This window comes from Streptomyces sp. NPDC047022 (assembly GCF_040644155.1).
Classification (GTDB): Bacteria; Actinomycetota; Actinomycetes; order Streptomycetales; family Streptomycetaceae; genus Streptomyces.
Genome location: NZ_JBEYVV010000008.1, coordinates 70,998 through 95,735 on the forward strand (window position 1 = coordinate 70,998; position 24,738 = coordinate 95,735).

Sequence of the window (24,738 nt, forward strand, 5' to 3'; positions counted from 1 at the left end):
ACAAGAAGCCCGGCCAGCGCCCCGGAACCAGGACCTGGCCCACAATACGAGGACGCTAGGAGGAGAGCACGAGTGCGCCTGCCCCTCCTGGCTCTCCTCGCGCGCGGACCCGCCCACGGCTACGAGCTCAAGCAGGACCTTGAGCAACTGCTGGGCTCCGCGTACCCTCAGCCGAACGTCGGCCAGATCTACGTCACCCTCGGCCGCCTCGAGAAGTCCGGACTGATCGAGGGCGAGGAGGTCGAGCAGTCCAGCCGGCCCAACAAGAAGATCTACCACCTCACCGATGCCGGGCGCGAGGCGCTGCATGCGTGGTACGAGGACGCGGCGGACGAGCCGCGGGTACGGGACGAGTTCTTCATGAAGCTCGCCCTCGCCCCGCAGACCGGTCTCGCCGACCAGATCGCCCTGATCAACAAGCAGCGGCGCCAGTACCTCAACACCATGCGCAGCCTGTCGAAACTGGCCGCCGCCGAAGACCGCGACAACCGGATGGCGCACCTGCTGATCGAGGGCGCGATGCTGCATCTGCAGGCCGACCTCGACTGGCTGGAGCGCTGCCAGGAGCAACTGGAGGAGCTGGAGTGAGTGAGGTCCGCACTCCTCTGCTGCGCGCCGAGGGGCTCGTCAAGACCCACCACGGCGAGGGCGCTCCCGCCCATGCCGTGCGCGGGGTCGATCTGCGGGTGGCCCGGGGCGAGTTCGTGGCCGTCACCGGCCCCTCCGGCGCCGGGAAGTCGACTCTGCTGCATCTGCTGGGCGGGCTGCAGCGTCCGGACGGCGGCAGCATCTGGCTGGACGGTGAGTGCACGGACGGCTACACCGAGGCACGCTGGGCCGTGGAGCGCAGAAAGCGCATCGGAATCGTCTTCCAGTTCTTCAACCTGGTCTCCAACCTGTCCGTCGCGGACAACGTCGAGCTGCCCGCACTGCTTGCCGGGCTGCCGCCGAAGCAGGCGCGGGCCGAGCGGGAAGGGCTGCTGGCGGAGCTGGGCCTCGCGGGCAAGGAGCGCAGCATGCCGGGCGAGCTGTCCGGCGGCGAGCAGCAGCGGGTCGCACTGGCCCGGGCTCTGGTCAACCATCCGCCGCTGCTGCTCGCCGACGAGCCCGCGGGCAGCCTCGACAGCAAGGGCACCCGTGAGGTGATGCGGCTGCTCTCCCGTTTCCACCAGCGCGGCCAGACCATCCTCCTGGTCACCCATGACGCCCGGCTGGCGAGCGCCGCCGACCGGGTCATCAGCTTCTTCGACGGCCGGATAGCCGACGACGCGGAGCTGGACGCGGGGCCGCCGCGCCGCGGCGGGATATCCGGTGTGCTGGAGCTGAAGGACTGACACGCGATGCACCACGCTCCGAAGACCAGCCGCCACGCCCCGCGCGAGCCGAGGGCCTGACGCCGTGCGGGCCACCCTTCGCTGGGCGCACTCCGATCTGCGGACACACCGCGGCGAGGCGCTGTTCATCGTGCTCGCCACCGCCGGGATCGTCGCCTCCCTGCTGCTCGCCATGGCACTGTTCGGGTACGCGACCAACCCCTGGCAGCGGGTCTTCACCCAGGCGCGCGGCGCCCATGTGTGGATCCATACCGGCCCGGGCGCCGACGCCGCGAGGCTGGCCGGGCTGGACGGCGTCGAGTCCGTCGCGGGCCCCTACCCCACCGAGCCGGCGACGCTCGCCTCCCGGGGCACCCGCGCCTCGGTGGAGCTACGGGGCACACCCCGGATACCCTCCGTCGGCAGACCGCTGCTCACCTCGGGTCACTGGCTGGATACCGCACGGCCCGACGGGGTGGTGCTGGAGAACAGGCTGGCGCGAGCACTGCTGGCCGAGCCCGGCGACACGCTGACCCTGGTGGGCACGCACCGTACGCTGACCGTGCTCGGCATCGCGGACAGTGCCGAACCCCGCTACAGGCCGGGCGAACAGCCCGGGCTCGTCTGGGCACAGCCCTCCGCCGTCCCCGAGCCCGGTGGCGAGGTGACCGGGCTGCGCCTGGCCGACCCCGACGACACGGACTACGCCGTGCAGCGCGCCGTCACCCTGCTGGGCGCCGGCCGGGTCAGCGAGGTCTCGACCTGGCAGCAGGCACGGGCCGAGGCGCAGGGAGACAACCGGCTGCTGGGCCAGGTGCTGGGCCTGTTCGGGCTCGGCGCGCTCGTCGCCGCCGGGTTCGCCGTACACGGGGCGATCGGCACCCGGATCCGCGGACATCTGCGGGACATATCGGTGCTCAAGGCGATCGGCTTCACGCCGGGCCAGGTCGTACGGATCTTCCTGCTTCAGCATGTCGCGTACGCGCTGCTCGGAGCCGTGGCCGCGGGGGCGTTCGCCCAGGCGCTCGGCAGACTGATCCCGGGACGTCTCGGGGACGCGATCGGGGTGTGGCAGGGGCTGCCGGGCCACACCGTGGCCCTGTTCGCGGTGCCGGTGGCCGCGGTGCTGTTCATCGCGGCCACCACCTGGCTCGCGGCCTGGCGCGCGGGGCGGGTGCCTCCCGTACCGGTGCCGCGGCCCGCGACGCGGACCGGTGGGTCCCTGACGGGGGCGGCGCGCACCGCCCTGGGCCTGCGGCTGCCGCCCGCGCTGGTGCTGGGCTGGCACAGCGCTTTCGCCCGTCGCTCCCGGTCGGTGGCGGTGGTCGCGCGGCTGGCGCTGCCGCTGCTGCTGATCGTGGTGGCGATGAGCGCGTGGACCACCATCGACCGCCTCCACAGCAGACCCGAGGAGGTCGGCCTCGCGGCGTCCCTCACCGTCCGTCCCGACGGGAACCTCGACGACCGGGCGGCACTCTCCCTGATCAAGGACGATCCACAGGTGGCCGACGCCTACCCGGGCGTCGAATTGGCGGCCCTGGTGCCCGGCCAGACGGCCACGATCGCGCTGCGGGGCCTGGGAACCAGGCGGGACCCGTATCCGTACGCCCTGGCGGAGGGCCGTCCCGCGCAGGGCCGCGACGAGGCGGTCGCCGGTCAGGGGCTGCTGGACCTGCTGGACGCGCACGTCGGCGACTGGGTACGGATGACGGTGGGCGACCAGCCGCAGATCCTGCACATCGTGGGCCGCAGCATCGAGCCGGAGAACTCGGGACGGGTCATCTCCGCCTCGCTCGACACCCTCCACGAGAACGATCCCCGGCTGCGTCCCAGCCTCTACCAACTCCGGCTGCGCCCGGGGGCCGACCCGCACGAGGTCTCCGCGCGGCTGGCCGCGGCCTCCCACGGGCACCTGGACGTGCATCCGGTGACCAATCCGGCGGACGGGCTCTCACCGCTGCGCGGGGTCGTCGCCGGGCTGATCGCCGTCCTCGCGCTCATCGGGATGGTCGACCTGCTGACCGCGATCGGCGGCACCGTACGCGAGAGCGAGCGGGACCTGCTGGCGCTCAAGGCCATCGGATTGTCGCCACGGCAGATCACCGCGATCACCGTCACGGCCACCGTCTGTATCGCGCTGGCCGCCGTCTGCGTCGGCACGGCGCTGGGGATTCCGCTGGCTCACTGGCTGATCGACGCTCAGGGCCGGTCCAGCGGCATCGGTGCCGGGCTGGCCCGGCGACCGTCCCCGGCCCTGCTGCTGCTGTTCGCGGCCACCGCCGTGCTGGCCGCCGCCGGTTTCGCCGCACTGCCCGCGGCACGCGCGGCCCGCCGCCGCCTCGCCGACACCCTGAGCGCGGTGGCCTGAGCGGAGACGGCGTCCGCGAAGCAGCCGCCGGCGCGGTGAGGGATACGGACACCCGGGGGTGTTGTCACGTTGGCTGATCCCCCTTCTCGGTCGGCGCCGCCGGCCGTTCTGCCGTGATCAGGTAGTAGTCGAGGATCCGCTGCTGGTAGACGCGCAGGAAGTTCCGTGGCCAGGTGCCCGCCGCCCACCGGCGGCTCAGCCAGAGGTCCCAGCCGTGCCAGACGTGCTGCCCGATCGACTCGGCGCGTACTCCGGTGAGTCCGGCCGCGGTGAATGCCTCGGTGAGCGCCGTCACCGGCCTTGCGATGTCCAGGCCATTGGCGTACGTCGCCAGCAGACCGGCAAGCTGTGCCTGTCGGTCCGGAGCGTCGTCGACGGTGAAGAAGCTCGCGACCGCCACCCGCCCGCCCGGGCGCAGCACCCGAGCCGTCTCGGCCGCGAAGGCGGACAGATCCGGGAAGTGCTGGGCCGCCTCCACGCTGATGACCGCGTCGAAGCAGCCGTCCGTAAACGGCATCCCCTCCGCGCTGCCGTGCGTGAATCGAAGCCGTTCGGGCTGTCGGCGCAACAGGTCCGCGTGCGTTGCCCGGGCACGTCGCAGCTGCTGCGGGTGGATGTCCATGCCGACGACCAGGGCCGGGCCGTACTCCCGCAGCGCCAGCGCGCATCCCATGCCGAGGCCACAGCCGACCTCCAGGGCACTGAGCCCATCCAGCGGGCCGGCACAGTCCAGTACATGCCGATAGAGGTCCTCCTGGCTGCGGACCCGCTCGGCCTCCCGCAGCGGCAGACCCAGGTCGATGTCGCTCCACAACCCGAAGTTGATGAACCCTCCGGCAAAGACGGGGTCACCGCTCAGGTCGGCGGGACCGTAAGTCTCCCGCACCGACGGGCTCATCGTGGGGCCGGACTTCTGGGCACCCTCTGCCATCGTGTTGCACCTCCACTCTGCGCGCCCTGGCCGGGCGACGATCAAGGCGGCGTTCCACCTGGCTCTCGCCTTCGAGGCTATGCGGTGAGCTCGGTGGGCAGGGTGGTCTCCTCGGTTTCTGACTCGATCGGGTGGGGCGGGCTACGGCAGGCCGTGCGTGCCGGAGCACTGGTAGCGCTGTCGGGCGGCCGTCGCCGAGACGGTGAGGCGGCGTAGCCGACCGCCGGCAGCGCCGATAGCGTGCCCGCATGGATCACGATGAACGATTACTTCACGCCTCGTCGTTCGGCGCGGCGGCGGTCGCGTACGCCGAGCATCGTCCGGACTACGCGCAGGCCGCGGTGCGCTGGGCGCTTGAACCCGCGCCCGGCCCGCGCGTGCTCGACCTCGGCGCCGGAACCGGCAAGCTGACGGCCACGCTGGTCGCCCTGGGTGCCGAAGTCATTGCGGTCGAGCCCGACCCGGCGATGCTGACCGAGCTGCGCCGCTCGCTGCCGGCTGTCCGTGCCCTGCCGGGCAGTGCCGAGGCGATACCGCTGCAGGACGCTTCCGTCGATGCCGTGCTGGCCGGCAACGCCATGCATTGGTTCGACATGACGGTCGCGGGACCCGAGATCGCCAGGGTCCTCGCACCCGGCGGCATACTGGCCGGCCTGTGGAACGTCATGGACGACAAGGTCGAGTGGGTTTCCGGGCTCGCGCAGGTCAGTGGGAACGCGGCCATCGGCCCCCGTGACACGCCCAGCGGCTGGCGCACCGAGACGGCCGACATGCACCTCCCGAAGACCGGCGTGGCCGCCCGGTTCGGCTCGCCGGAGCAGGCCGAGTTCCCGCACGGGCAGCGCCGCACCGCCGACTCTCTCGTCGCGACCATCGCGACGCGCGCGGGGGTGCTGGTCATGCCGGAACAGGAACAGGAGGCGCTGCTGGGCCGGATCCGCGCGTTCCTCGCCGGCAGGCCGGAGACCGCACACGGCGAGTTCACCCTTCCGATGCTGACGGGCGTGCTGCGCGTCCGGCGGCTGTGAAGCACACGTCGGCACCCGAGCCTGACGCACGGCCGCGGGAAAGCTCGCCGGGACGGTGGGCGAGGAGCAGGACCGTGCGGGCACTGCGTACGCGTCGGTGGTCATCAGCTGAATAGGCAGACTTCACCGACGCGAGGGCGGTGCTCTCGCGACGAGGCTGAGTGCCATGACGAACATCGGCATGAACCCCGCGACTGCCACTGCCACCACGACCGCGACCGACACCGCAACCGAAACCGAAGTCAGCATCCTCGAGGCAGCCCCTGACGCAGCGGCGCCTCACGACAAGGTCTCGAAGAAGAACAAGGGCACGAAGAAGAACAAGGCCCGGCGGCGCGCCGCCAAGGCACTGGCCTACTTCTCCCTGGTCTTCACCGGGCTCCTCGTCCTGGCCGAACCATGGCTGCTGATCCCGGTCCTCGCCCTGGTCCTGGCGATCTCCCTCTGGGACTGACCCGGGTGTCGGCTCCACGCCGGAACCCAGGACGTCGGCATGGGCCACGCCCCCCCACCGCCCGCAGTGCCACGGCCGCCCGCTCGCCATCCGCGCGATCGGCGGCTTGGGCGGGGCGCGTTGAGGCGGGTCGTAGCGAACACCAGCCGGTCCTCGGCCTGTTCGACGTACCCCGTGACGGGCACGGCGGACGACGGCGCGTACCGCTCGCCCAGCTCCGCGAGCAGCGCATCCGCGTCCGCCGTACGCCCGGCCGGCTCCCGGAACCGGCCCTCCGCGACCGGCGGGGCCTCGTTCAGCCCCGCAGCCGGTCGAACCCGCCGCCGCCGGAACCGGAGCCCCGGCCTTGATCGTCATCCTCGGCAACACCAGCCACAGCACGCCGGTCACACAGCCCAGCGGGGCGCCCGCCGTGCCGTGCGGCCATATGGGATTGGACGTGCCCGCGTCGGCCGCGCGGAAGGAAGGCTCCGCGTCTGAGCGAATGAGCAGGCAATCGCCTTCGAGCGTGGGGCGGAGGCAGGCGAGGGACCGAGGGGCACGGGGGACGGATTGAACCCTCCCCCAGCTGAAGCAGGGGGATTCCTGGCTCAGGAATCCCTGCAGGTCAACGACCTGAAAGGTCTTACTCCCTCAACGCCACCCGGGACGGAACCTGCCCGGTTTGTACAGCAAAGTCAGGTGGTGATTGTGCTGGCTTGGTTCTCGCGCAACACGTTGTACGCGCTTGGTTCTCGCAACGCACAGCGCACAGGCTACCCGTCACGTACGCGGTCTTTCGCCCTAAGGGCGAAATCCCGTTTCCTGCCCTGCTCCGCAGGAGCTTCGTTTCCTCCCCCGGCTCAAGCCGGGGGTATCCACGAAGGAAAACCCCGATGAACACGGCAGACATACCCGCCAAGGACGAGTCGACCCCGGAGACCGCCCCGCCGCCCCGGCCGCGCACATGGCTCGTCCGGACGAGACGCACGGCCCTCGCCGTGGTCCTCGCCGTCCTGCTGCCGCTCCTCGCCGCCGAGACCGCGCTGCGCGTGAACGACATGGGCGACCCGGCGGACGGCACGTACACCAGGAATCGGGACGCTATCTGGCTGGGCCACGCCTGGATCGACGGCCGCAAGAGCGACGCCGACGTCGAGGCCCTCGCCCGACGGCTGCGCGGCACCGGCATCCGCGACCTGTACGTCCACTCGGGCCCCCTGGAGGACGACGGCACGCTTCCGGCTTCGGACTACCCGAAGGCGCGGTGGCTGATCGGCGCCGTGCACCGCCTGCTGCCGGGCGTACGCGTCCAGGCGTGGCTCGGCGACAAGCTGGCCAGCGAGTCCCCGGACGGGCTCCGTCTCGACCGCGCCGCCACCCGGGCCGCTGTCGTCCGCTCCACCCGTGAGATCCTCGCCGTCGGCTTCGAGGGCGCCCACTTCGACCTGGAGCCCCTCCACTCGGGCGACCGCGACTACCTGAGCCTCCTGGACGACCTGCGCCGCGAGACCCACGCCCGGCACGCCCTGCTCTCGGTCGCCGCCCACCAGATCGACCCGCTGCCCGCCTTCCACTCCTTCTGGGGAACGACCACCGGCCACCCCAAGTGGTGGTCGCAGGCGTACTTCGGCCAGGTGGCCCGACGCGTCGATCAGATCGCCGTCATGTCGTACGACACCATGCAGCCGCTGGAGAGCCTGTACGGCGGCTACGTCGCCCAGCAGACCAGCCTCGCCCTTGAGGTCACCCCGCCCTCCACCGATCTCCTGATGGGCCTGCCCTTTTACCACGAGAACCGGTTCGGCCACTGGGCGCGCGCCGAGACGGTCCCCGCCGCCGTCAGGGGCGTGCGTCTCGGCCTGTCCCGCACGGACGCCGACCGCCCGCGCTTCGGTGTGGCGCTGTATGTGGACTTCGCGGCGACGGAGGGAGACTGGACCGCCTACAAGGACGACTGGGTGCGATGACCCGCACGCGGCAGCACCCTGGTCAGCCACCGAGGCCGGTGAGACGCTGATCGTCATGCACATGTACATGGTGGGGGCGGCCGTGACGGCCGTCGCTCTGATGGTGGGCATCGGAGTCGCGGGCATCACGACCGGCTGGGTGCCGCCGTGGGCGCGGAGGCGTGTCCTGCGGCCGAAGTTGACGGGCTGCGGGGCGCTGACCGGCGGGATCGGGATGGCAATGTACCTCTTCCTCGGCCCCTGGGGCGGCTACCCTTCCGACGGCTTGCGTGGGGCCGTCGCCTGGTGCGGCTGGGGGCTGTTCATGGCAGGGCTGCTGCTCCAACTCCTCGGCCGGCGCCCGGGCCGCACCCACTGAGATCCGCCCAGGAGCTGCCCGGCCGACAGAAGCCGCCTCGGGCCTGCAGCAGACGGGAGAGGCAATGGCCGGTGCGCTGTCGCGTGACGCCGATAGCCTGCGCGGATGAAGCGTATGGAGCGAGCCATCGCAACCGTCGTCGGCTCAGCGGTGGGCGACGCGCTGGGAGCCCCCTTCGAGTTCGGCCCCCCGGGTGCGTTCTCTGCCCGGTTCCCGGAACCAGGGTGCGGTGACGAGATGCGCGGAGGCGGCGGTTGGGAACCGGGCGAGGCCACGGACGACACGCAGATGGCCGTCCTTGTTGCCCAGTCGCTGCTGGAGCAGGGCGGACTGGATCTGCCGGACATCTTCGCCCGCTTCCAGCGGTGGGCGGCAGCCGGCCCCAAAGACATCGGCCTGCAGACCGAGGACGTGCTGACAAACGGCATGCCGTGGGATCTGGCCGCCGCGCTTCATTTCCAGATCAACCAGCGAGCGGCCGGCAACGGCTCGTTGATGAGGGCATCGACTTCTGCGGTCTACTTTTCAGGGGCCGGCCAGTCGGCCACGATGGATGCCGCCCGGCGCGTCGCAGCCCTTACCCACGGTGACCGCGCCGCCTGGGAAGGCACAGCCATATTCCACGAACTCATTCGCCTCGGCCTGGCAGGCGCCGACCCCCTCTGCGCCCTTCCTGACGTTCTGGATCTCGTCCATCCCGACCACCGCCGGCGATACGCCACAGTCCTCGCTGCGGACTGGCATCCCGACCAGGCAACCGAGTTCAACGGCGCAGTCTGGCCCTGCCTGGGGTCGGCGGTCTGGGCTCTGCGCAACACAACCAGCTTCGAGGACGCCATTCGCGCTGCGATTGACGTCGGCGGCGATACGGACACCGTCGCCGCGGTCACCGGAGGTCTCGCGGGCGCGTACCACGGACTGGAAGCGATCCCTGCCCGCTGGACCGAGCCTCTGCACGTCCCCCTGCCGGGGTCCGGCGGACGGGTGCTGCGGCTGGCGGATCTGATCGATCTCGCGCACCACCTTGAGGCGGCCTGGACTGACGAAGTCAGCGGTTGAGCTGTGCCGTCAGCTCACGGTTCGTCGCCCGTGCCGCGGGGAGGGCGGATCCCCGGACGCGTCGCCTTCACCGCGCCGGCCACCGTGTCTCAACTCTCGACCCCAGATGTATCCGGTCGTGTCGTCGTGGCCGTCGTCCTGAAGACCCGCGTGGACACGCAGAGCCGCCCGGGTGGCCGGGGGCTTGTGTGCAGCCCCCGGCCGTGGACGGCAGCGTCCTGGGCCTCTGACCTCAATACCGCGGCAGGCGTCGCTTCGTACCGTGTCGCAGCCGTCGTGTTCCGCGGGCAGTGGGTGCGCTGACGGTCCGCGGTCGCGCTGCCGGACTCAGCGGACGTTCACCGTCGCCGGGCTCGAGGTCCTCTCGCGTACGGGACGTCGGTCGTTCGGGCTGGTCAGGCCGTACACCACCGCACGGTATTGGAGGACTCCGCCGTGCGTGGCCTTGACGTGCGCGGCGGCCTGCGCGTCGGTACCCGCGGCGACCACGGTGCCGCAGGTCACCTGGTGCCACGCCTGCCCGCCGCTGCGGCCCTCCAGGCACGTCCGCAGGTAGACGGCGGCATCGTCGTCTCCGCGTGCCGTGACCGTGAAGGTCTTGCCGACATGCGCCGTGTGCGGCGCCGTGATGGCCACAGAGCCCTTGGCGAACGCGGGCACGGCGGCCAGCGCCACTGAGGCCAGACCCATCGCACCGATCACGGCCACACGGCCGCCCCGCGCCTTCACCCCGGTCTTCTTCGTCCTGGTCATGGACTTCCCTCCCTCGGGTCTCCCGACCTGGCGAGACCCGCCCCTTCGCGAAGGCGCCCGATGCGCCTCGCTGACCACTCAGATGAGTTGGTCGTCCCGACCGTTGTCCGCCGTCGACGCCGTTACGAATCCATGACAAAACCCGACGAACATACGTGATCCAGCCATCGGCCGGATGCAGCCGTATCGAGGCCGGTCAGGGGCCGAGCCCGATCAGCCGTCGGTTCCCGGCTGGGACGGGGCCCGGCGCCGGCGGCGGTCGGAGGGGGCAGAGGCACGGCGGCCGCCTCCGCGGTCGGAGCCGCGGCCACCGGTCCCGGCAGCGCCATCCGTCGCTCCGTCGGGCGCCGCCCTGCGGCCGGATCTGCGGACGGCCTTGCCGGAGCCCGCGCCGGGGGTCGCACGGCCCGGTGACTGGCGGCTGGAACCGCGCCCGGCCGCGTCGACGGCACTGCCTGTGGACCCACCGGAGCCCGCACGCCGGTCGGAGTCCCGGCCCCTCGCCGCGGTGGCCGTACCCGTCGCCGCTTTGGTGCTGCCGCCGCTTCGGCGTCGGCGGCCGGACCGCGTGCCGGGTTCGGTGCCGGCCTTCCGCTCCGGGCGGGACACCGTCGTGGGCTGGGGGACCTCGATCGTGACGGCCACGCCGGAAGGCTCGCGGGCGCCGGTGATGGTGGCCAGTTCCGGGGCGCTCGACGTGATGCGGGTCGTCCGGGGGCGGATGCCCGCGTCCGACATGAGCCGGGTCATGTCCCGTTTCTGCTCGGGCAGGACCAGAGTGACCACGCTGCCGGAGTCGCCGGCGCGGGCCGTGCGTCCGCCTCGGTGAAGGTAGTCCTTGTGATCGGTGGGGGGATCGACGTTGACGACGAGGTCGAGGTCGTCGATGTGTATGCCCCGGGCCGCGACGTTCGTCGCCACCAGCGCGGTGACCTGGCCGTTCTTGAACTGTTCCAGGGTGCGGTTGCGCTGTGGCTGGGAGCGGCCTCCGTGCAGTGCCGCCGCGCGGACACCGACGGCCAGGAGCCGCTTGGCGAGCCGGTCGGCGGACCTCTTGGTGTCGAGGAAGAGGATGACGCGGCCGTCACGGGCCGCGATGCGCGTGGTGACGGCCTTCTTGTCGGTCTCGTCCTGGACGTGGAGCACGTGGTGCTCCATGGTGGTCACCGCTCCCGCGGACGGGTCCACGGAGTGCACCACGGGGTCGGTCAGGAACCGCTGCACCAGGCGGTCGATGTTGCGGTCGAGGGTGGCCGAGAAGAGCAGGCGCTGTCCGTCGGGCCGCACCTGCTGGATCAGCTTGGTGATCTGCGGCAGGAAGCCCATGTCGGTCATCTGGTCCGCTTCGTCCAGCACCGTGATGCGGACGTGATCGAGCACACAGTCACCCTGTGCCACCAGGTCGTTGAGCCTGCCGGGGGTCGCCACGAGCACTTCGGCGCCGCGCCGGAGCGTGGCGGCCTGCTTGGTGATGGACAGCCCGCCGACCACGGTGGCCATCCGGAGGTTCACCGCCGTCGCGTAGGGGGTCAGCGCGTCCGCCACCTGCTGGGCGAGTTCACGGGTGGGCACCAGCACGAGAGCGAGAGGCGCCTTGGGCTCGGCACGCAGTCCCGCCGTGCGAGCCAGCAGCGCCAGCCCGAAGGCGAGGGTCTTGCCGGAGCCGGTGCGTCCCCGTCCCAGCAGGTCACGTCCGGCGAGCGAATTGGGCAGCGTGGCGGCCTGGATGGGAAAAGGGGTGTTCACCCCTTGCGCGGTGAGGGTTTTCAGGAGACCCGCGGGCATGTCCAGACCGGCGAAGTCCTCGACGGCGGGGAGTGCTGGTGTCGTGCTTTCCGGCAGCCGGAATTCCATGGGTGACGACGCGGACGGTGAGGGCGACGAGGCGCGCCGGTTCGACTTCTGGGGCCTGCGGGACATGCGGTTTTTTGCCTTCCTGGAAACAGCACAAACCGGGGTCCGCACCATGAAGGTGCGGACCCCGGTCAGCGGATACGTCCGGCTATCAGGCGGGGACGATGTTCTCCGCCTGCGGGCCCTTCTGGCCCTGCGTGACGTCGAAGGAGACCCGCTGGCCCTCCTGAAGCTCACGGAAGCCCTGGGTCGCGATGTTCGAGTAGTGGGCGAAGACGTCGGGGCCGCCGCCGTCCTGCTGGATGAAGCCGAAGCCCTTTTCGGCGTTGAACCACTTCACGGTTCCCTGTGCCATGACCTTCTCCTTTTGTAGGCAGAGGCCCCATCCGGAGATGCCGGAAAACAAATAATGCGCCTGAAGGATAAGCATTCCCGTCAGGCGCACATAGGTTCATGGGTACCACAACTGCAACACCAAAACTGTAGCACAGGTCGGTGGTCTGTATGGGGCCGCCAGGGCGCGCGGCGCGACCCGGGCCTGGGGCCCCTCCGGGGCGGGCCCGTGGCAGGCGGTGGCGGTGGGTACGCCAGTTCCTGACGGGCATGAGTCATCTTCGCGTCAGGGGTCCTGCGGTGCGGATGTGGCCGTATGCCGGATGCGCGACGTACGGGGCCTCGGGACGGTGGACGAGGGCCCGGGTGTCGGCGGCGCTGAAGCTGCCGGTGTAGATGTCGGTGCGGTTGGCGGGGTCGGGGTGGGTTTCGGTCAGCACGGGACGCAGTTCTCGACCGGCTGCGGCCAGTCCCTGGTAGTCGCCCAGGAAGTACCCCTCGGCGTAGGGCGCGTCGAGCCAGTTGAAGATGCGGGAGATGCGCCGCTCCCGTGGCCGGCTGGTGTCCCCGTGGGGGAACGTCACCAGCCAGGCCGCCGTCGGCAGGCTGTCGGTCTGGCCGGGCGCGAGGAAGCGGGTGTCGTAGTAGGTCACGGCGACCGTGCCACCGTCGGTGACGGCGATCGACGGGATGAAGGCGGGCGTCGTGCGGGACTGGCTGATCAGGCGGGGTGAGGACCAGTTGTGTCCGCCGTCGCGGGAGGAGACCATCTCGATCTGGTTGTAGTTGCCGCCGCTGAAGTCGGATCCTTCGTAGGTGACGTAGAGCTTGCCCGAGCGAGGGTCGATGGCCGGGCTGAGCAGGTGCGCCGAGGCGCGCAGCAGCGTGTTCGGGTCGTTGGGGTGGGTGTCTTCCACCGAGGTGTCGTCGGCGACGTGGCGCGGCTGTGACCACGTGAGCCCGCCGTCGGTGGAGGACACGACCGCGAAGTACGCGTTGGCGATCTGCGTGGCTGTGGCGTCGGTGTAGGTGATCCAGTCGAAGAAGTCGTAGAGAGTGCCCTTACGGGGATCGACTACGACGATGTTTCCGAGCGTCTGGCTGTTGGGCACGACGGAGGTGTCCACGAAGGGGCGTGCCGTGCTCCAGGTCCGCCCGCCGTTGCGGGTCAGCGAGATGTAGGCGGGGCCGTCGAAATGCCCGTCCGAGTCGGTTCGGTCCCACACCACATAGGCGGTCCCCCGGCGGGTGGGGTCGGCGGTGACGGATTCCTTGTCGTTGAAGAAGGGGGTGTCGTCCCGCTTCAGCGCCCTGACGTTGCGCCAGGTCCTGCCGCCGTTGTACGAGGTGGCCACGCTGGGCGTGCTGCGGGTGACCACGTCGCCGGCGGCGTTCAGGTCCGCGCTGATTCCGCTCGCGTAGACGATGCCGTCGGGTCCGATGCTCACCCACGGGTCGCTGGCACGCCCGTAGTCGAGGCCACCCGGAACGCAGAGGCTGAAGGGCAGGAGACTGCGGTGCCAGCGCTTCCCGTCGCTGGTCCAGTCCGCGACATCACCGCGAGCTCCTCCGTCCGACCAGCGGTCCTGCTGATAGACCGCGACGGCGTGCTTGCCGTGCCTGGGAGTGACGGCCACATACGGCTCCACCTCGCTGTTGGGGTAGAGGACGCCGCTCGAGCCTCCCGCGGTGCAGCCGGCGAAGGGAGTGGGGCCACTGATTCGCTGCAGCTCGCGACCTTCGCCCCCGCCGCGTGGGGCAGGCGAGGCATCTGCGGCACCGACGGCTCCCACCGCCATTACGACCGCCATGGCAACCGTCGGCCACGCACGCGTGCGCATGCTCATGCACTCCCTGGATCACGGGGTCCTGCACTCCGTCACACGGATGTGTGCCGTTGAGACCGTCGCAGTGTTACCTGCCGGCGTCAGCCGTTACCAGCCGACACAACGACAACACGCCCAGTGCCACCCGCTGAGGGGCGGGCGCCCGCGCACTCGGCCGCGGGCAGCGCCCCTGACTCTTGCCGGAACCCCGTCGAGTGGGAGTCGCCCTCCGATTGCCGGACCTTGCGCGATGGGCCGAAAGAGGGATTCCGGCAATGGGTGAGATGTCGAAGGAACGTGCTGAGCCCCCATATCTGCTGCCATGGCACAGCGACGCGGCCGACGGGATCAATGACGCCGTCCCTGGCAGAAGGCAGGCAATCGATGAGGATCTGGAAACGTCCGCGGGTGTTCGGGCTCGCGGATCGAGCCGGTAGAACTGCGTGGGCAATCCTGGGGGTGGTGCCCGCGCTCGCGCTGATGATGTCGACCGGGTCGGCCCTGGCCGCGCCGGCTCAGGTACCCGGACAGGGCAGCCCCCTGGCGTGCACCAACGGAACCATCTACGCCATCCAGCGCGGCGACACCGACAGCGTGCTGTACGCCGTCGACACGACCACCATCAATTCGGCCACGGTCCTCGACACGCCGGTCGCCACGCTCCCGGGCGAGACCGTACCGAATGCGCTGGGGATCTCTCCGGGAGGCGCCGCCGCCTACACGGTGCACCAGTTGACGGGGCCCAGCGACACGACCGTCCCCCTCTACGCGTACAACCCCCTGACACAGACCTGGACGACCTACACCGGTACCGCCGGCCCCAACCAGAATCTCATCGCAGGGGCGGTGGACCCGGCGAACGGCATCTACTACTACGCCGACTACTCCTCCGGGACGGCCTTGATCTACGGCTTCGACACCGCGACGAACACCGCCATTCCAGGCATCATCGCCACGGTGCCCCTGCCCATCCCGGGAGGCTTCAACGGCGACATCGCCTTCGACGCCGCCGGAAACCTGTACCTCCTCGGAGGGACCACGACGACCGCGGGCATCACAGTGGTGCCCGGACCGCTCCCGACCACGGGATCGGCCACCGGAACGCCGCTGCAGGGAAAGCTGCTGCAGACCGTGAACGGCTTCCAGTTCAACGGCATCGCCTTCGACAACTCCGGAAACCTGTTCCTCAATTTCACCCAGCCGTCCGACCCGAACAGTTATCTGGAGGAGGTCAACCCGAACACCGGTGCCGTCATCGCCGGCCCGACCCCGCACAGTGCGACAGGCCAGCCTCTCGTCGACCTGGGAGCCTGTTCCCTGAACCCGTCCCTGACGCTGCAGAAGGACATCGTCAAACGCGCCGAGCGCAGGGACCAGTTCATGCTCTCGATCACCGGTGACGACCTGCCGCCGACCACAGCCACCACAACGGGCAAGACCACCGGGCTGCAACCTGTCATCGCCGGTCCGGCGATCGGTCACGCGGGCACCACGTACACCTTCACCGAGACCGCCGTCAGCGGTGACCTCGACAACTACAGAACCAGCTACACCTGCGTCGAGAAGCCGAGCGGCACCGTCATCGCACATGGCAAGGGGGACTCTTTCACGCTCACCCTTCCAGCAGCGGCCACGCCCGGCCCCTCCGTCGTGTGCACCTTCAAGAACAAGGCGGAAAGGAACCACGGAAAGCACCATCACCGCAAGCCGAAGCGATGTCACGGGCGACGAGAGCTCCGGTGCCGCGAACACTGAGGTGATCCGCCCCGGCCGGAGCGGATCGAGTGCCCCGACGACTTCGTCGTCGGGGCGAGGCCCGCGCGGGAGGCACGATCCCGTCCCCCGCACCGACTGGTGGTCACAACTAGGAGGCGGCGCCCGTGACTCCGGGAGCCACCATGCGCCGGTGAAGCGGCCAGAACGCCACTTCCGGCGCCCCCGTGATCCCCGCCTTCGCCACACCGGCCTCCAACCGGTCCCGCATGAAGTGTTCGAAGTGCTCCTGGCTGTCCCACACATCGACGACGCGCAATGCCCCGCCCTCGAACCACGCCACGTGCAGCACACTTCCCTCCGCCCAGTGCTCCTCCCACCGCACCAGGTCGCGAACCGCTTCGTACTGCTCCGGGGTGACCCCGTCCCACCGCATCGACAGCACCACAGCCATGCGGACATCCCCTCCCTGAGTTGAGGCTCCATCGCGTGCCGCCGCCGCGCTCACACCACACCCGGCCGTGAGCACCGACGACGCACAGCCCCATGCTTCCGCCGCGTGCACCGCACCGCGAGGGCGCGCAGATGCGGACAGGGATGTGCGCCGACCCCGGATTCGGTTCCCCAGGGACGGGCGATGAAGAAGCCGACATGCCGCCCGAGGCCCCGGTCAGCCGCCGCATGGCTGACGGTAGGGGTGGATCCGGCCGACCACCTGATCCCAGGTCTTCGGTTTGATCGGGTGTGGGCCGAGGGAGCAGAGGTAGCGGTATGCGTTCTCGGCCTTGTAGTCGGTGAGCCAGATGCCTTCTCCGCCGCCGGGCAACCGGTTTGACGTCATGGCCAGCGTCCGGCCGTCGGGGCTGAACTCGCCTGCATTCGCGTACGGGTCCGGCAGCGCGCCTTGGTCCGAGGGATGCGCGGGGTTCCCGACGTCCCATATGTGCGCCTGCCCGGAGGCCGGCTGCTCGGCCAGGGTACGACGGTCGGGGCTGAGCGAGAAGGACGACAGCTTGCCGTCTCCGGTGACCACCCCGATCCGCTGCGGTTCGGCGGCGGTGTCGCCGACGTTCCACAACGCGATGCTGGAGTCATTGGAAGTCGACACGGCGAGCGTATCTTTGTCGATGAAGGCGGCACTCTGCACTTTTGCCGAGATTCCGCCCCGGGAAGTCGGCTTCCAATGCCGGGGGTCCGTCAGGTTCCACATGAACAGGGAGCCTTGGATGTCCCACATGGCCAGAAGATGCGTCTTGTCGTTGTACGCGAGGCCGCCGATGTTCGATGGCTCATCGAACTTGAACAGGTGCTGCGGCGTGGCAATGCGGCCGATGTCCCACAGGTTCGCCCCCGTGTCGTCCCAGACCAGCAGCCAGTGGTTGTTCAGCAAGTGTGTGTAAAGCTGCGAGAACCGGCGATTGTCCTGAACCGTGATCCCGTGGCCGGGCCGGGGCCGACCAGGGTCGGTGATGTCGTAGACGGCCACGAGGGGGCGATCCGAGGCGCCCACCGCCAGCGTCCGTCCGTCGTTGGAGACCGTTGCGTTGCCGACGACCGCGAAGTGCGACTCCTGCCTTGGCTGCCGGGGGTCGTGCACGTCCCACAGGGCGACCTTGCTCCGGTCCCTGTTCTGGGTGATCAGTGTCCTTCCGTCACCGATGAAGTGGGCGGATGCCCACTCCTGCGGGAACGAGTAGGAGACCACGGGGTGATGGGGGTCCTTGACGTTCCAGATCTGGGTGCGGTCCGGCGGGCCCGTGAGTGCCGAGACCGCGAGCAGCCGTCCGTCGGGGCTGAACGCCGTGCCAGGTGTGTCCGAGCCTTCGGTGTCGACGTCGCCCGGCAGCGCGGGCGGGGTCGCCGTGGTCCAGAGTCCCACCGAACCTTGGTCGCCGCCGCTCACGAAGGTGGAGCCGTCGGGGCTGTAGGCGACCGCGTACACGGGCAGTCTGGTGGGATAGCTGGTGTAGACGTCGATCCGCCGGGTGTCCGGGGGGCCGGCGTCCCCGGAGACCTCCCACTGTTCGACCGTTCCGGTCGCGTCAGCGGCAAGGAACGCCTTGCCGTCCGGCTTGAAGGAGATCGACAGGATGGCGGCCCGGCCGTCCTCCGAGAACTCTTCCACGCTCCTGGCGGCGGGCCGGTCGATTCTGGTGGTGTCCCACACCGCCATGGCGCCCAGTACCCCGCCGGCGGCGAGCAGAGTGCCCTGCGGGTTGAAGGCCAGGCTCTCGACGGAGTCGGCGCGCAAGGTGGCCGTCGGGGCCTTGCCCGTCCGGCCGTGACCGTCGAGGGCCCACAGTGTGACCCTGCTGGTGCCGCGGCCCCTCCCGGTCGCCGCGGTGCCGACGGCGAGCGTCCTGCCCTTGGGCGCGAAGGCGACGGCATGCACGTCTGCCGCGCCGGCCGTCACCTGCGGGAGTCGTGTCGGGCGGGCGGTGGAGGCCGTGTCCCACAGGTGGACGACCCCGTGCGCGTCCGCCACGGCGAGCAGCGACCCGTCCGGGCTGAAGGCGATGGCGGGCGGGCGGATCGCCGGGCTCGTCCGATGCGCCGTGGAGACCGGATGGGCCGGATCGGTCACGTCCCACAGGGTCAGCGAGCGCTCTGTCTGCACGGCGAGCGTCTTCCCACCGGGCCGGTAGGCGATGGCCGCGAGCCCATCGGTGTGGATGACTCCGCGGGTGACCGGCCGGTTGGGGTCGGAGACGTCCCACAGCCGTACCGTTCGGTCCTTGGCGGCGGCGGCAAGGACGTGGCCGCCACCGCTGTAGGCCACATTGAACACTCGCTCCTTGAGCCCGTTCAGGGTGACAGGAGCCGCCGTCACATACGAGTGCAGCACGCTGGCGCCGGCCTCGGAGGTGGGAGAGATGTCGTAGGCGGCCAGGCTCAGATCGAGGGCCGTCGCGGGGTCGCCGTCGCGCAGTGAGTCGGCGAGCAGCGCCAGTTGCCGGGACGCGATCGCGTCCGCCCGGTCGGCCGCCACCTGGCTCTGCCGCACGGCGATCAGGCCGCTGAGCAGGGCGGCCACCAGTACGCCGATGCCTGCCACCACCGCTGCTCTGCGCAGTCGCCGGCTGCGCACGCTCCGCGCCAGGAAGCGCTGTTCGGAGGGGGTGAGTTCAGCGCGGTGGCCGGGCGCGGCGAACCACTCGCGGGCCTCGGCCAGGCGCGGGCCGCCGTACAGGACCGTACGGTCGTGGGTGCTGTCCCACTCGCGCGCTGCGACGGTCAGCTGCCGGTGTATCAGCAGCCCGCGCCGGTCCTCGTCGATCCACCCCCTCAGCCGCGGCCATGAGCGCACGAGGGCCTCGTGGGCGATCTGGGCGGTGCGGCCGTCCACAGTGATCAGCCGCGCGTCGGTCAGCGCGTCCGAGGCAGCCGCGATGTGTGCCGCCTCGGCTTCCGGGCGGCCCTCGGCCAGCTCGGTCAGGTCCACTCGCCGCCGGGTGTCCTCGAAGTCGCTGCCGACGTGCACCATTCGCAGGAGCAGAAGCCGGGCAGCACGGCGACCGCCGGGGTCGAGCCCTTCGTATACGAGGTCGGCCTCCCGGGTGACGGCATTCCACACGCCACCACTCGCCTCGTACCGTCTGATGAGCAGATCGCGGCCGTCGCGGTGCACCCAGGTCTGCTCCAGGGCATACGAGAGCAGGGGGAGGAAACCGGACTCGGTGGGCTCCTGCCGGTCCCCGCCGACCCGCAGATCGCGCAGGACGAGCCCGCTCAGACCCTCCTCCAGCCGGTATCCGGCCACCGCGGCGGGGCGCTCGATCGCGTCCCGCAGTTCGTCGGGGGTCATCGGCACCACTGGCACCTGGTACTGACGAAAGGTCGGGGCCAGTTCCGGGTAGGCCAGGCAGCGACTGTAGAAGTCGGCACGCACCGCGACCACCACCATGGCCGCCGCGGGCCGGGAGCCGTCCGGTCCGCTGACCGAGCACAGCGCCTCGATGAAGGCGCGGCGCTCGCCCTCGTCGGCGCACTGGGTGAACAGCTCCTCGAACTGGTCCACCAGCACCAGCAGCCGGCCGTCGTCCCCGTCCCCTCGGCCCAGTGCCTTCCTGACCAGGGCGGACAGCTCTCCCGGGTGCTCGCGCAGCCGCGCGGCGAGCGCCTCCTCAGGCATCCCGGCATCATGGGCGAGCCGCCTGGCCAGAGTGGTCAGCGGATGTTCCCCGGGGGTCAGCGACATGTGCGGCCACGTCTCCGATCCGGTGACGCGCAGCTCTCCGCGTCGGATCGCCGGCACGAGCCCGGCGTGCAGCAGCGAGGACTTGCCCGCGCCGGACGGCCCGACGACAGCGACCGGGCCGCCGTTGTCGGACCACTCCGACATCTTCCGCAGCACCTCGCCGACCAGCTTCTCCCGGCCGAAGTAGTACGCGGCGTCGTCGGCGGTGAAGGAGCGCAGACCCCGGTACGGGCACGGCGGTTCGGGCCCTTCCTGTTCCGGCCCCGGCTCCCGGCCCGGCACTCGCGGCGGGGCGGCCGCCGGATTGCGGGCCAGCACCAGCTCGCCCGCGCGGTCGCTGAGGTGCCGGTGCGGCTCCGGCATGCCCTGACCGGGCAGCGCACGTCGTAAGTGCCGGTAAGCGTCCTCGACCGTCAGATCCGGCGGCCCCGCGGGGACACCCTCGCGCAGGAAGGACAGCAGCTCGCCGGTGAAGGCCGTGTACTGCGCCCCGACCGGGGCGAGGGCCTGCTCATCGGCCGACGCCGAGGCCAGCACATACGTCCCGCCCAGCGAGGCGAGCTCGAAGGCATGGGTGGCTGCGGTGCCGAACGCGCCGCGGGCGCGCCCGGCGAAGCAGCAGTCGAGCACCACCACGACCGAGCGGGCGCGACACTCGCTGAGGACGTCGCGGACGGCCTGATACGGCAGCGCCTTGTACGACAGCCCGGTCACCAGGTCGTCGGTCGCCTGTGTCGCCAGGTACAGCTCGTTGCCGGAGCTGACCAGACCGTGGCCCACGTAGTACAGCAGCAGGACGTCGGTGGCGTCCCCGGCCACCTCGGTCAGGGCGGTACCCAGGACGAGCGGGTCCTCGGGGTCGGTGAGGGAGCGCAGGTGCTCCGGTCGCAGGCCGCACAGCTCCACCAGAGTCCGGCCCAGCGCGCTCACGGTCGCCTCGACGGCCGGCACGTCGGGCAGCAGCGAACCCGGCACGTGATGACCCGAGCCAACGATCAAGGCACGGGAACCCTTTGAACTGAGCGCGGTCGGCCGGTTCGATAAGCCAGGCGACGTCATGCGCTTTCCGTCCCTTCCTGGGCGGCACCGAGTTCCCGCGCCAAGCGCTCGGCCGTCTCCCGCAGTTCCTGCGCGGTCTGAGGCCGCACCAGGTCCGAACTGATCTCCACCACCGAGCCGTCGGCCCTGACGATCTTCACGGCCATCCGGCCCGACCGCCGCTTGAGCCACGTCACCGCGACCGTCGCGAACACCGTGAAGGCCCCGCCGTTCCCCAGGGCCACCGCCAGGGCATCCATCCCACTGCCGAGCGCGCCCTCCCCCGGCGCCCCCGCTACCAGTCGTACCCGTCCCCGCAGTGAATCGTCGGCGATGAGCCACTCCCGTAACGACGCTGCGCTGGTGGCCGACCACCTCGCCTGACCCGCCCCTTCGCCGAAGGCCGGGCGGCCCACGAGCCGCCCTGCCTTCACGCCGCCAGGAGCCGCACTCTCGTGACGCGTTCCGGTGCGGGCCAGGGCAAGGAGGGTGCGCGGGCTCTCCTTGGCCCACGTCCCTCGCACCCCGCGCCCGATGAAGTGCTGCCCGCTATCCGTGCGCGGCGGTCGACTTCTGTGCGGCGGCGGGCTCGTGCACACGCTGGACGTCCGCTTTGGTCACCGCCAGGTAGGCGACGATCAGCACGATGAGGGCAAGCAGGACCAGAGCCACCGGCCCGTCGCCGAGGCCGAGGCCTCCGGCGGAGCGGGGCTTGCCCAGCCCGTCGGCGACCGACGCGCCGAGCGGGCGGGTGATGACGTAGGCGGCCCAGAAGCAGAACACCGGATTCCAGCGCAGCCAGCGGTACCCCACCGCCGGGATGAGGATCAGTACCGCGAACACGGCTGCGGAAGTGAAGTAGCCCAGGTGCAGGGTGAAGGCGGTGAAGTCGCCCAGCGCGGTGCCCATGGCGAAGGTGGCGACCACTGTCGCCCAGTAGAACGCCTCACGGCGCGGGGAGTCGATGGTGTGGATCGACAGGGTGCCCTCGGTGCGCCGCCACAGCCAGAACACGGTCAGCAGCAGCACCGCGTACAGCGCGCTGGAGACGCTGTAGGGCACGCCCAGGGCGACGTGCATCACGTCAGCTGCCATGGTCCCGAAGATGCCGACCATGGCGACGGCGAACCAGTACGTCCACGCCCGGTAGCGGGCCTGACGGAACTGGACCACGAGCGCGACGAGGAAGGCGACGAATCCGAGCACCACTGCGAGCTGCGGCGCCATGGCTTGGACGAGATAGTCCGAGGCCCCCTCTCCCAGGGCCGTCGACAATCCCTTGGCTATCCAGAAGGCGGTGATGATTCCGGGAACGCGAACCGCGCCTCGCAAGACGCCTGCGGCAGTGCCCGAATGGGCATGACGAGCTATCGAAGTCACGCGGTCACCCTACGGATCAGGATTACGCTTGTCTACAAGACTGTAGACGGCCTAGGGTTGCGTTCCGGTCCGCCCGCGAGCGGACCCCTGCCGGTCCACAGCATCAGCACCCGCCCGCTCGGCGTCAACCCGGGCGACTGGCTCGGCTCACCCGGCGGCGACGGCGGCCTGGGCCTCGGCAACGCCGTGACCAGCGTATTCTTCCCGGCCGTGATCCTCGCTACGGTCTTGTAGCTCTAGTACCGCGGTACTACCCGGCCGCCGCTGTTCACCCCCCGGTACCACCGGATCCGGCGGATCACCGGCTTAGCGTTTTCGACGGAGGAGGCGTCACGCCTTTCGGGTGCCGCAGTGCGAAGGAGAGGACCGAATGATCGAGGCACAGCAGCTCACCAAGAGGTACGGGGAGAAGACAGCCGTCGACGGGCTGGACTTCAGTGTGAAGCCCGGCACGGTGACCGGCTTCCTGGGGCCCAACGGCGCGGGCAAGTCCACGACGATGCGCATGATTGTCGGGCTGGACGCTCCCACGAGCGGTTCCGTCACGGTGAACGGCCAGCGCTACGCCCGTCACAAGGCACCGCTGCAAGAGGTCGGGGCGCTGCTGGAGGCGAAGTCGATCCACCCGGGCCGCTCGGCCTACAACCACCTCCGGGCGCTCGCGCTGACCCACGGCATTCCGGGCCGCCGGGTCGACGAGGTCATCGAACTGGCCGGTCTCGGCAGCGTCGCGAAGAAGCGGGCCGGTGCCTTCTCCCTCGGCATGGGGCAGCGGCTCGGCATCGCGGCCGCCCTGCTCGGCGATCCGCAGACCGTGATGCTGGACGAGCCCGTCAACGGACTGGACCCCGAGGGCGTCCTCTGGATCCGGAACCTGCTTACCTCCCTCGCGGCCGAGGGGCGCACGGTGTTCGTCTCCTCGCATCTGATGAGCGAGGTGTCCCTCGTCGCGGATCATCTGATCATCGTCGGGCGTGGCCGGCTGCTGGCGGACACGACCGTGCAGGACCTGGTCCGCGAGGCGGGCAGCGACAACGTGAAGGTGGCCACGGAGGACCCCGCGCGGCTGCGGGACGTGCTGGCCGGGCCGGGCGTGGAGATCACCGGCCGCATCGGCTCCGAGGAACTGCAGGTGACCGGGATGTCCGCCCGCGAGATCGGGCTGAAGGCGGCCGAGCACGGCATCCCGCTGTTCGAGCTGACCACGAAGGCGGTGTCGCTGGAGGAGGCATTCATGGAACTGACCAAGGACGCCGTGGAGTACCACGGCTCAACGACCGGCACCGAGACCTCCGGGAGCGCGGCATGAGCACCCTCACGGCAACCCCCGAGACCCCCGAGACCGACCGGACCGCGCCGGCACGGCCCGTCTACCGGGTGACCGGGCGGCGCGTACTGGCCTCGGAGTGGGCCAAGCTCTGGTCCCTGCGTTCCACCTGGATCACCCTCGGCCTGGGCCTGCTGTTCCTCATTGCCTTCGGCGTCATCGCCGCGAGCCACTACAAGTCGAATCTCGACTCCGGCCGGCACATGGACCGGGACTTCGCCACCGCGACCGCGGCGAGCCTGTCCCTCTTCGGCACGAACTTCGCGCAGCTCGCACTCGGTGTGCTCGGGGTGCTGGTCACGGCGGGCGAGTACTCCACCGGCATGATCCGCTCGACCCTGGCCGCGGTGCCGCGCCGGCTGCCCGTGCTGTGGTCCAAGGCGTCGGTGTACGGGCTGGTCGCACTGGTCATCGCGACCGTCGGCGCATTCGTCGCCTTCCTCGTCGGAAGCCAGATCGTCTCCGGCACGCCCGCCGCCATGACCCTCGGCCATGCCGGCGTCGTCCGCAGCCTCCTGGGCGCCGGGCTCTACCTCGGCCTGGTCGGCGTGATCGGCGCCGCGCTGGGCGCGCTGCTGCGGTCCGTGGCCGGCGGTATCTCGGTCCTGGTCGCAGCCCTCATGCTCGTACCCGGGCTCATCTCCCTGCTGCCCAGCTCGTGGCAGGGCAACATCGACCCCTACCTCCCCAGCCACGCAGGCGAGTCGATCTTCGCCCTGACCCATGACTCGACCGCCCTGTCGCCGGGCGCCGGACTCCTGGTCTTCCTCGGCTGGACAGCACTGGCGCTGGCCGGAGCCGCGTACCGGCTGCTGCGCAGCGACGTCTGAGCAGCGGCGACCCGCATCATGGTCGG

20 protein-coding genes are annotated in these 24,738 nt (G+C 70.5%); 11 read left to right on the top strand and 9 right to left on the bottom strand.

Going from position 1 to position 24,738, the window contains the following annotated elements; translation table 11 throughout:
• Positions 1 to 72: 72 nt before the first annotated feature.
• The 3 genes from ABZ845_RS11735 to ABZ845_RS11745 all read left to right on the top strand — a co-directional run bounded on the left by ABZ845_RS11735 (position 73) and on the right by ABZ845_RS11745 (position 3,681).
• Positions 73 to 588, top strand: coding sequence for a PadR family transcriptional regulator (locus tag ABZ845_RS11735; protein WP_360976584.1), 516 nt, complete (start codon positions 73 to 75; stop codon positions 586 to 588).
• On the top strand, positions 585 to 1,334 hold the full coding sequence (locus ABZ845_RS11740; protein WP_360976587.1) for an ABC transporter ATP-binding protein: 750 nt from the start codon (positions 585 to 587) through the stop codon (positions 1,332 to 1,334). The genes ABZ845_RS11735 and ABZ845_RS11740 overlap by 4 nt, the downstream gene beginning before the upstream one ends.
• A gap of 64 nt (positions 1,335 to 1,398) precedes the next feature.
• Positions 1,399 to 3,681: an FtsX-like permease family protein gene (locus ABZ845_RS11745; protein ID WP_360976590.1), complete on the top strand. Its 2,283-nt coding sequence runs from the start codon at positions 1,399 to 1,401 to the stop codon at positions 3,679 to 3,681.
• 64 nt (positions 3,682 to 3,745) lie between these two features.
• Here the strand turns inward: ABZ845_RS11745 and ABZ845_RS11750 are convergent, their stop codons facing one another.
• Entirely contained in the window at positions 3,746 to 4,612 is an 867-nt protein-coding gene (locus ABZ845_RS11750; protein ID WP_360976593.1) for a methyltransferase domain-containing protein, read from the bottom strand.
• A 248-nt stretch (positions 4,613 to 4,860) separates the two neighbouring features.
• On the opposite strand from ABZ845_RS11750, the gene ABZ845_RS11755 reads away from it, so the two are divergent.
• The 5 genes from ABZ845_RS11755 (at position 4,861) to ABZ845_RS11775 (ending at position 9,460) form a co-directional block, all read left to right on the top strand.
• Entirely contained in the window at positions 4,861 to 5,640 is a 780-nt protein-coding gene (locus ABZ845_RS11755) for a class I SAM-dependent methyltransferase (RefSeq protein WP_360976596.1), read from the top strand.
• Between the two features lie 166 nt (positions 5,641 to 5,806).
• A complete protein-coding gene (locus ABZ845_RS11760; RefSeq protein WP_360976599.1) occupies positions 5,807 to 6,094 on the top strand; it encodes a hypothetical protein in 288 nt (95 codons plus the stop codon).
• Positions 6,095 to 6,969: 875 nt separating this feature from the next.
• The gene (locus tag ABZ845_RS11765) at positions 6,970 to 8,043 is read left to right on the top strand and encodes a hypothetical protein (protein ID WP_360976602.1); all 1,074 of its coding nucleotides are present in this window, start codon (positions 6,970 to 6,972) and stop codon (positions 8,041 to 8,043) included.
• 55 nt (positions 8,044 to 8,098) lie between these two features.
• Complete coding sequence (locus tag ABZ845_RS11770; protein WP_360976605.1) at positions 8,099 to 8,401, top strand: hypothetical protein; 303 nt, start codon at positions 8,099 to 8,101, stop codon at positions 8,399 to 8,401.
• Between the two features lie 105 nt (positions 8,402 to 8,506).
• Entirely contained in the window at positions 8,507 to 9,460 is a 954-nt protein-coding gene (locus ABZ845_RS11775; protein WP_360976608.1) for an ADP-ribosylglycohydrolase family protein, read from the top strand.
• 327 nt (positions 9,461 to 9,787) lie between these two features.
• Here the strand turns inward: ABZ845_RS11775 and ABZ845_RS11780 are convergent, their stop codons facing one another.
• From ABZ845_RS11780 to ABZ845_RS11795, 4 genes are all read right to left on the bottom strand, one after another.
• Complete coding sequence (locus ABZ845_RS11780; RefSeq protein WP_360976611.1) at positions 9,788 to 10,213, bottom strand: hypothetical protein; 426 nt, start codon at positions 10,211 to 10,213, stop codon at positions 9,788 to 9,790.
• 213 nt (positions 10,214 to 10,426) lie between these two features.
• Positions 10,427 to 12,133, bottom strand: a complete 1,707-nt coding sequence (locus ABZ845_RS11785; protein ID WP_360976614.1) for a DEAD/DEAH box helicase — start codon at positions 12,131 to 12,133, stop codon at positions 10,427 to 10,429.
• Between the two features lie 85 nt (positions 12,134 to 12,218).
• Entirely contained in the window at positions 12,219 to 12,422 is a 204-nt protein-coding gene (locus ABZ845_RS11790) for a cold-shock protein (RefSeq protein WP_023544341.1), read from the bottom strand.
• Positions 12,423 to 12,675: 253 nt separating this feature from the next.
• A complete protein-coding gene (locus ABZ845_RS11795; RefSeq protein ID WP_360976617.1) occupies positions 12,676 to 14,241 on the bottom strand; it encodes a neuraminidase (sialidase) in 1,566 nt (521 codons plus the stop codon).
• 447 nt (positions 14,242 to 14,688) lie between these two features.
• On the opposite strand from ABZ845_RS11795, the gene ABZ845_RS11800 reads away from it, so the two are divergent.
• Positions 14,689 to 15,981 (top strand): hypothetical protein, encoded by a 1,293-nt coding sequence (locus ABZ845_RS11800; RefSeq protein WP_360976620.1) that lies wholly within the window; start codon positions 14,689 to 14,691, stop codon positions 15,979 to 15,981.
• A 109-nt stretch (positions 15,982 to 16,090) separates the two neighbouring features.
• Here the strand turns inward: ABZ845_RS11800 and ABZ845_RS11805 are convergent, their stop codons facing one another.
• The 4 genes from ABZ845_RS11805 to ABZ845_RS11820 all read right to left on the bottom strand — a co-directional run bounded on the left by ABZ845_RS11805 (position 16,091) and on the right by ABZ845_RS11820 (position 22,555).
• On the bottom strand, positions 16,091 to 16,393 hold the full coding sequence (locus ABZ845_RS11805; protein ID WP_360976623.1) for a hypothetical protein: 303 nt from the start codon (positions 16,391 to 16,393) through the stop codon (positions 16,091 to 16,093).
• 216 nt (positions 16,394 to 16,609) lie between these two features.
• A complete protein-coding gene (locus ABZ845_RS11810) occupies positions 16,610 to 21,112 on the bottom strand; it encodes a caspase family protein (protein ID WP_360976626.1) in 4,503 nt (1,500 codons plus the stop codon).
• Between the two features lie 80 nt (positions 21,113 to 21,192).
• Positions 21,193 to 21,609, bottom strand: coding sequence for a hypothetical protein (locus ABZ845_RS11815; RefSeq protein ID WP_360976629.1), 417 nt, complete (start codon positions 21,607 to 21,609; stop codon positions 21,193 to 21,195).
• A gap of 115 nt (positions 21,610 to 21,724) precedes the next feature.
• Positions 21,725 to 22,555: a hypothetical protein gene (locus ABZ845_RS11820; protein ID WP_360976632.1), complete on the bottom strand. Its 831-nt coding sequence runs from the start codon at positions 22,553 to 22,555 to the stop codon at positions 21,725 to 21,727.
• 370 nt (positions 22,556 to 22,925) lie between these two features.
• Between ABZ845_RS11820 and ABZ845_RS11825 the strand changes: the two genes are divergently transcribed.
• Both ABZ845_RS11825 and ABZ845_RS11830 read left to right on the top strand, forming a co-directional pair.
• Positions 22,926 to 23,864: an ATP-binding cassette domain-containing protein gene (locus tag ABZ845_RS11825; RefSeq protein WP_360976635.1), complete on the top strand. Its 939-nt coding sequence runs from the start codon at positions 22,926 to 22,928 to the stop codon at positions 23,862 to 23,864.
• On the top strand, positions 23,861 to 24,712 hold the full coding sequence (locus tag ABZ845_RS11830; RefSeq protein ID WP_360976638.1) for an ABC transporter permease: 852 nt from the start codon (positions 23,861 to 23,863) through the stop codon (positions 24,710 to 24,712). Before ABZ845_RS11825 ends, ABZ845_RS11830 begins: the two co-directional genes overlap by 4 nt.
• The last annotated feature ends 26 nt before the right edge of the window (positions 24,713 to 24,738 follow it).

Coding starts and splice junctions, on each gene's coding strand:
- ABZ845_RS11750 (WP_360976593.1), bottom strand. CDS start 4,612: ATGGCAGAGGGTGCCCAGAAGTCCGGCCCCACGATGAGCCCGTCGGTG.
- ABZ845_RS11755 (WP_360976596.1), top strand. CDS start 4,861: ATGGATCACGATGAACGATTACTTCACGCCTCGTCGTTCGGCGCGGCG.
- ABZ845_RS11760 (WP_360976599.1), top strand. CDS start 5,807: ATGACGAACATCGGCATGAACCCCGCGACTGCCACTGCCACCACGACC.
- ABZ845_RS11765 (WP_360976602.1), top strand. CDS start 6,970: ATGAACACGGCAGACATACCCGCCAAGGACGAGTCGACCCCGGAGACC.
- ABZ845_RS11770 (WP_360976605.1), top strand. CDS start 8,099: ATGCACATGTACATGGTGGGGGCGGCCGTGACGGCCGTCGCTCTGATG.
- ABZ845_RS11775 (WP_360976608.1), top strand. CDS start 8,507: ATGAAGCGTATGGAGCGAGCCATCGCAACCGTCGTCGGCTCAGCGGTG.
- ABZ845_RS11780 (WP_360976611.1), bottom strand. CDS start 10,213: ATGACCAGGACGAAGAAGACCGGGGTGAAGGCGCGGGGCGGCCGTGTG.
- ABZ845_RS11785 (WP_360976614.1), bottom strand. CDS start 12,133: ATGTCCCGCAGGCCCCAGAAGTCGAACCGGCGCGCCTCGTCGCCCTCA.
- ABZ845_RS11790 (WP_023544341.1), bottom strand. CDS start 12,422: ATGGCACAGGGAACCGTGAAGTGGTTCAACGCCGAAAAGGGCTTCGGC.
- ABZ845_RS11795 (WP_360976617.1), bottom strand. CDS start 14,241: ATGCGCACGCGTGCGTGGCCGACGGTTGCCATGGCGGTCGTAATGGCG.
- ABZ845_RS11805 (WP_360976623.1), bottom strand. CDS start 16,393: ATGGCTGTGGTGCTGTCGATGCGGTGGGACGGGGTCACCCCGGAGCAG.
- ABZ845_RS11825 (WP_360976635.1), top strand. CDS start 22,926: ATGATCGAGGCACAGCAGCTCACCAAGAGGTACGGGGAGAAGACAGCC.
- ABZ845_RS11830 (WP_360976638.1), top strand. CDS start 23,861: ATGAGCACCCTCACGGCAACCCCCGAGACCCCCGAGACCGACCGGACC.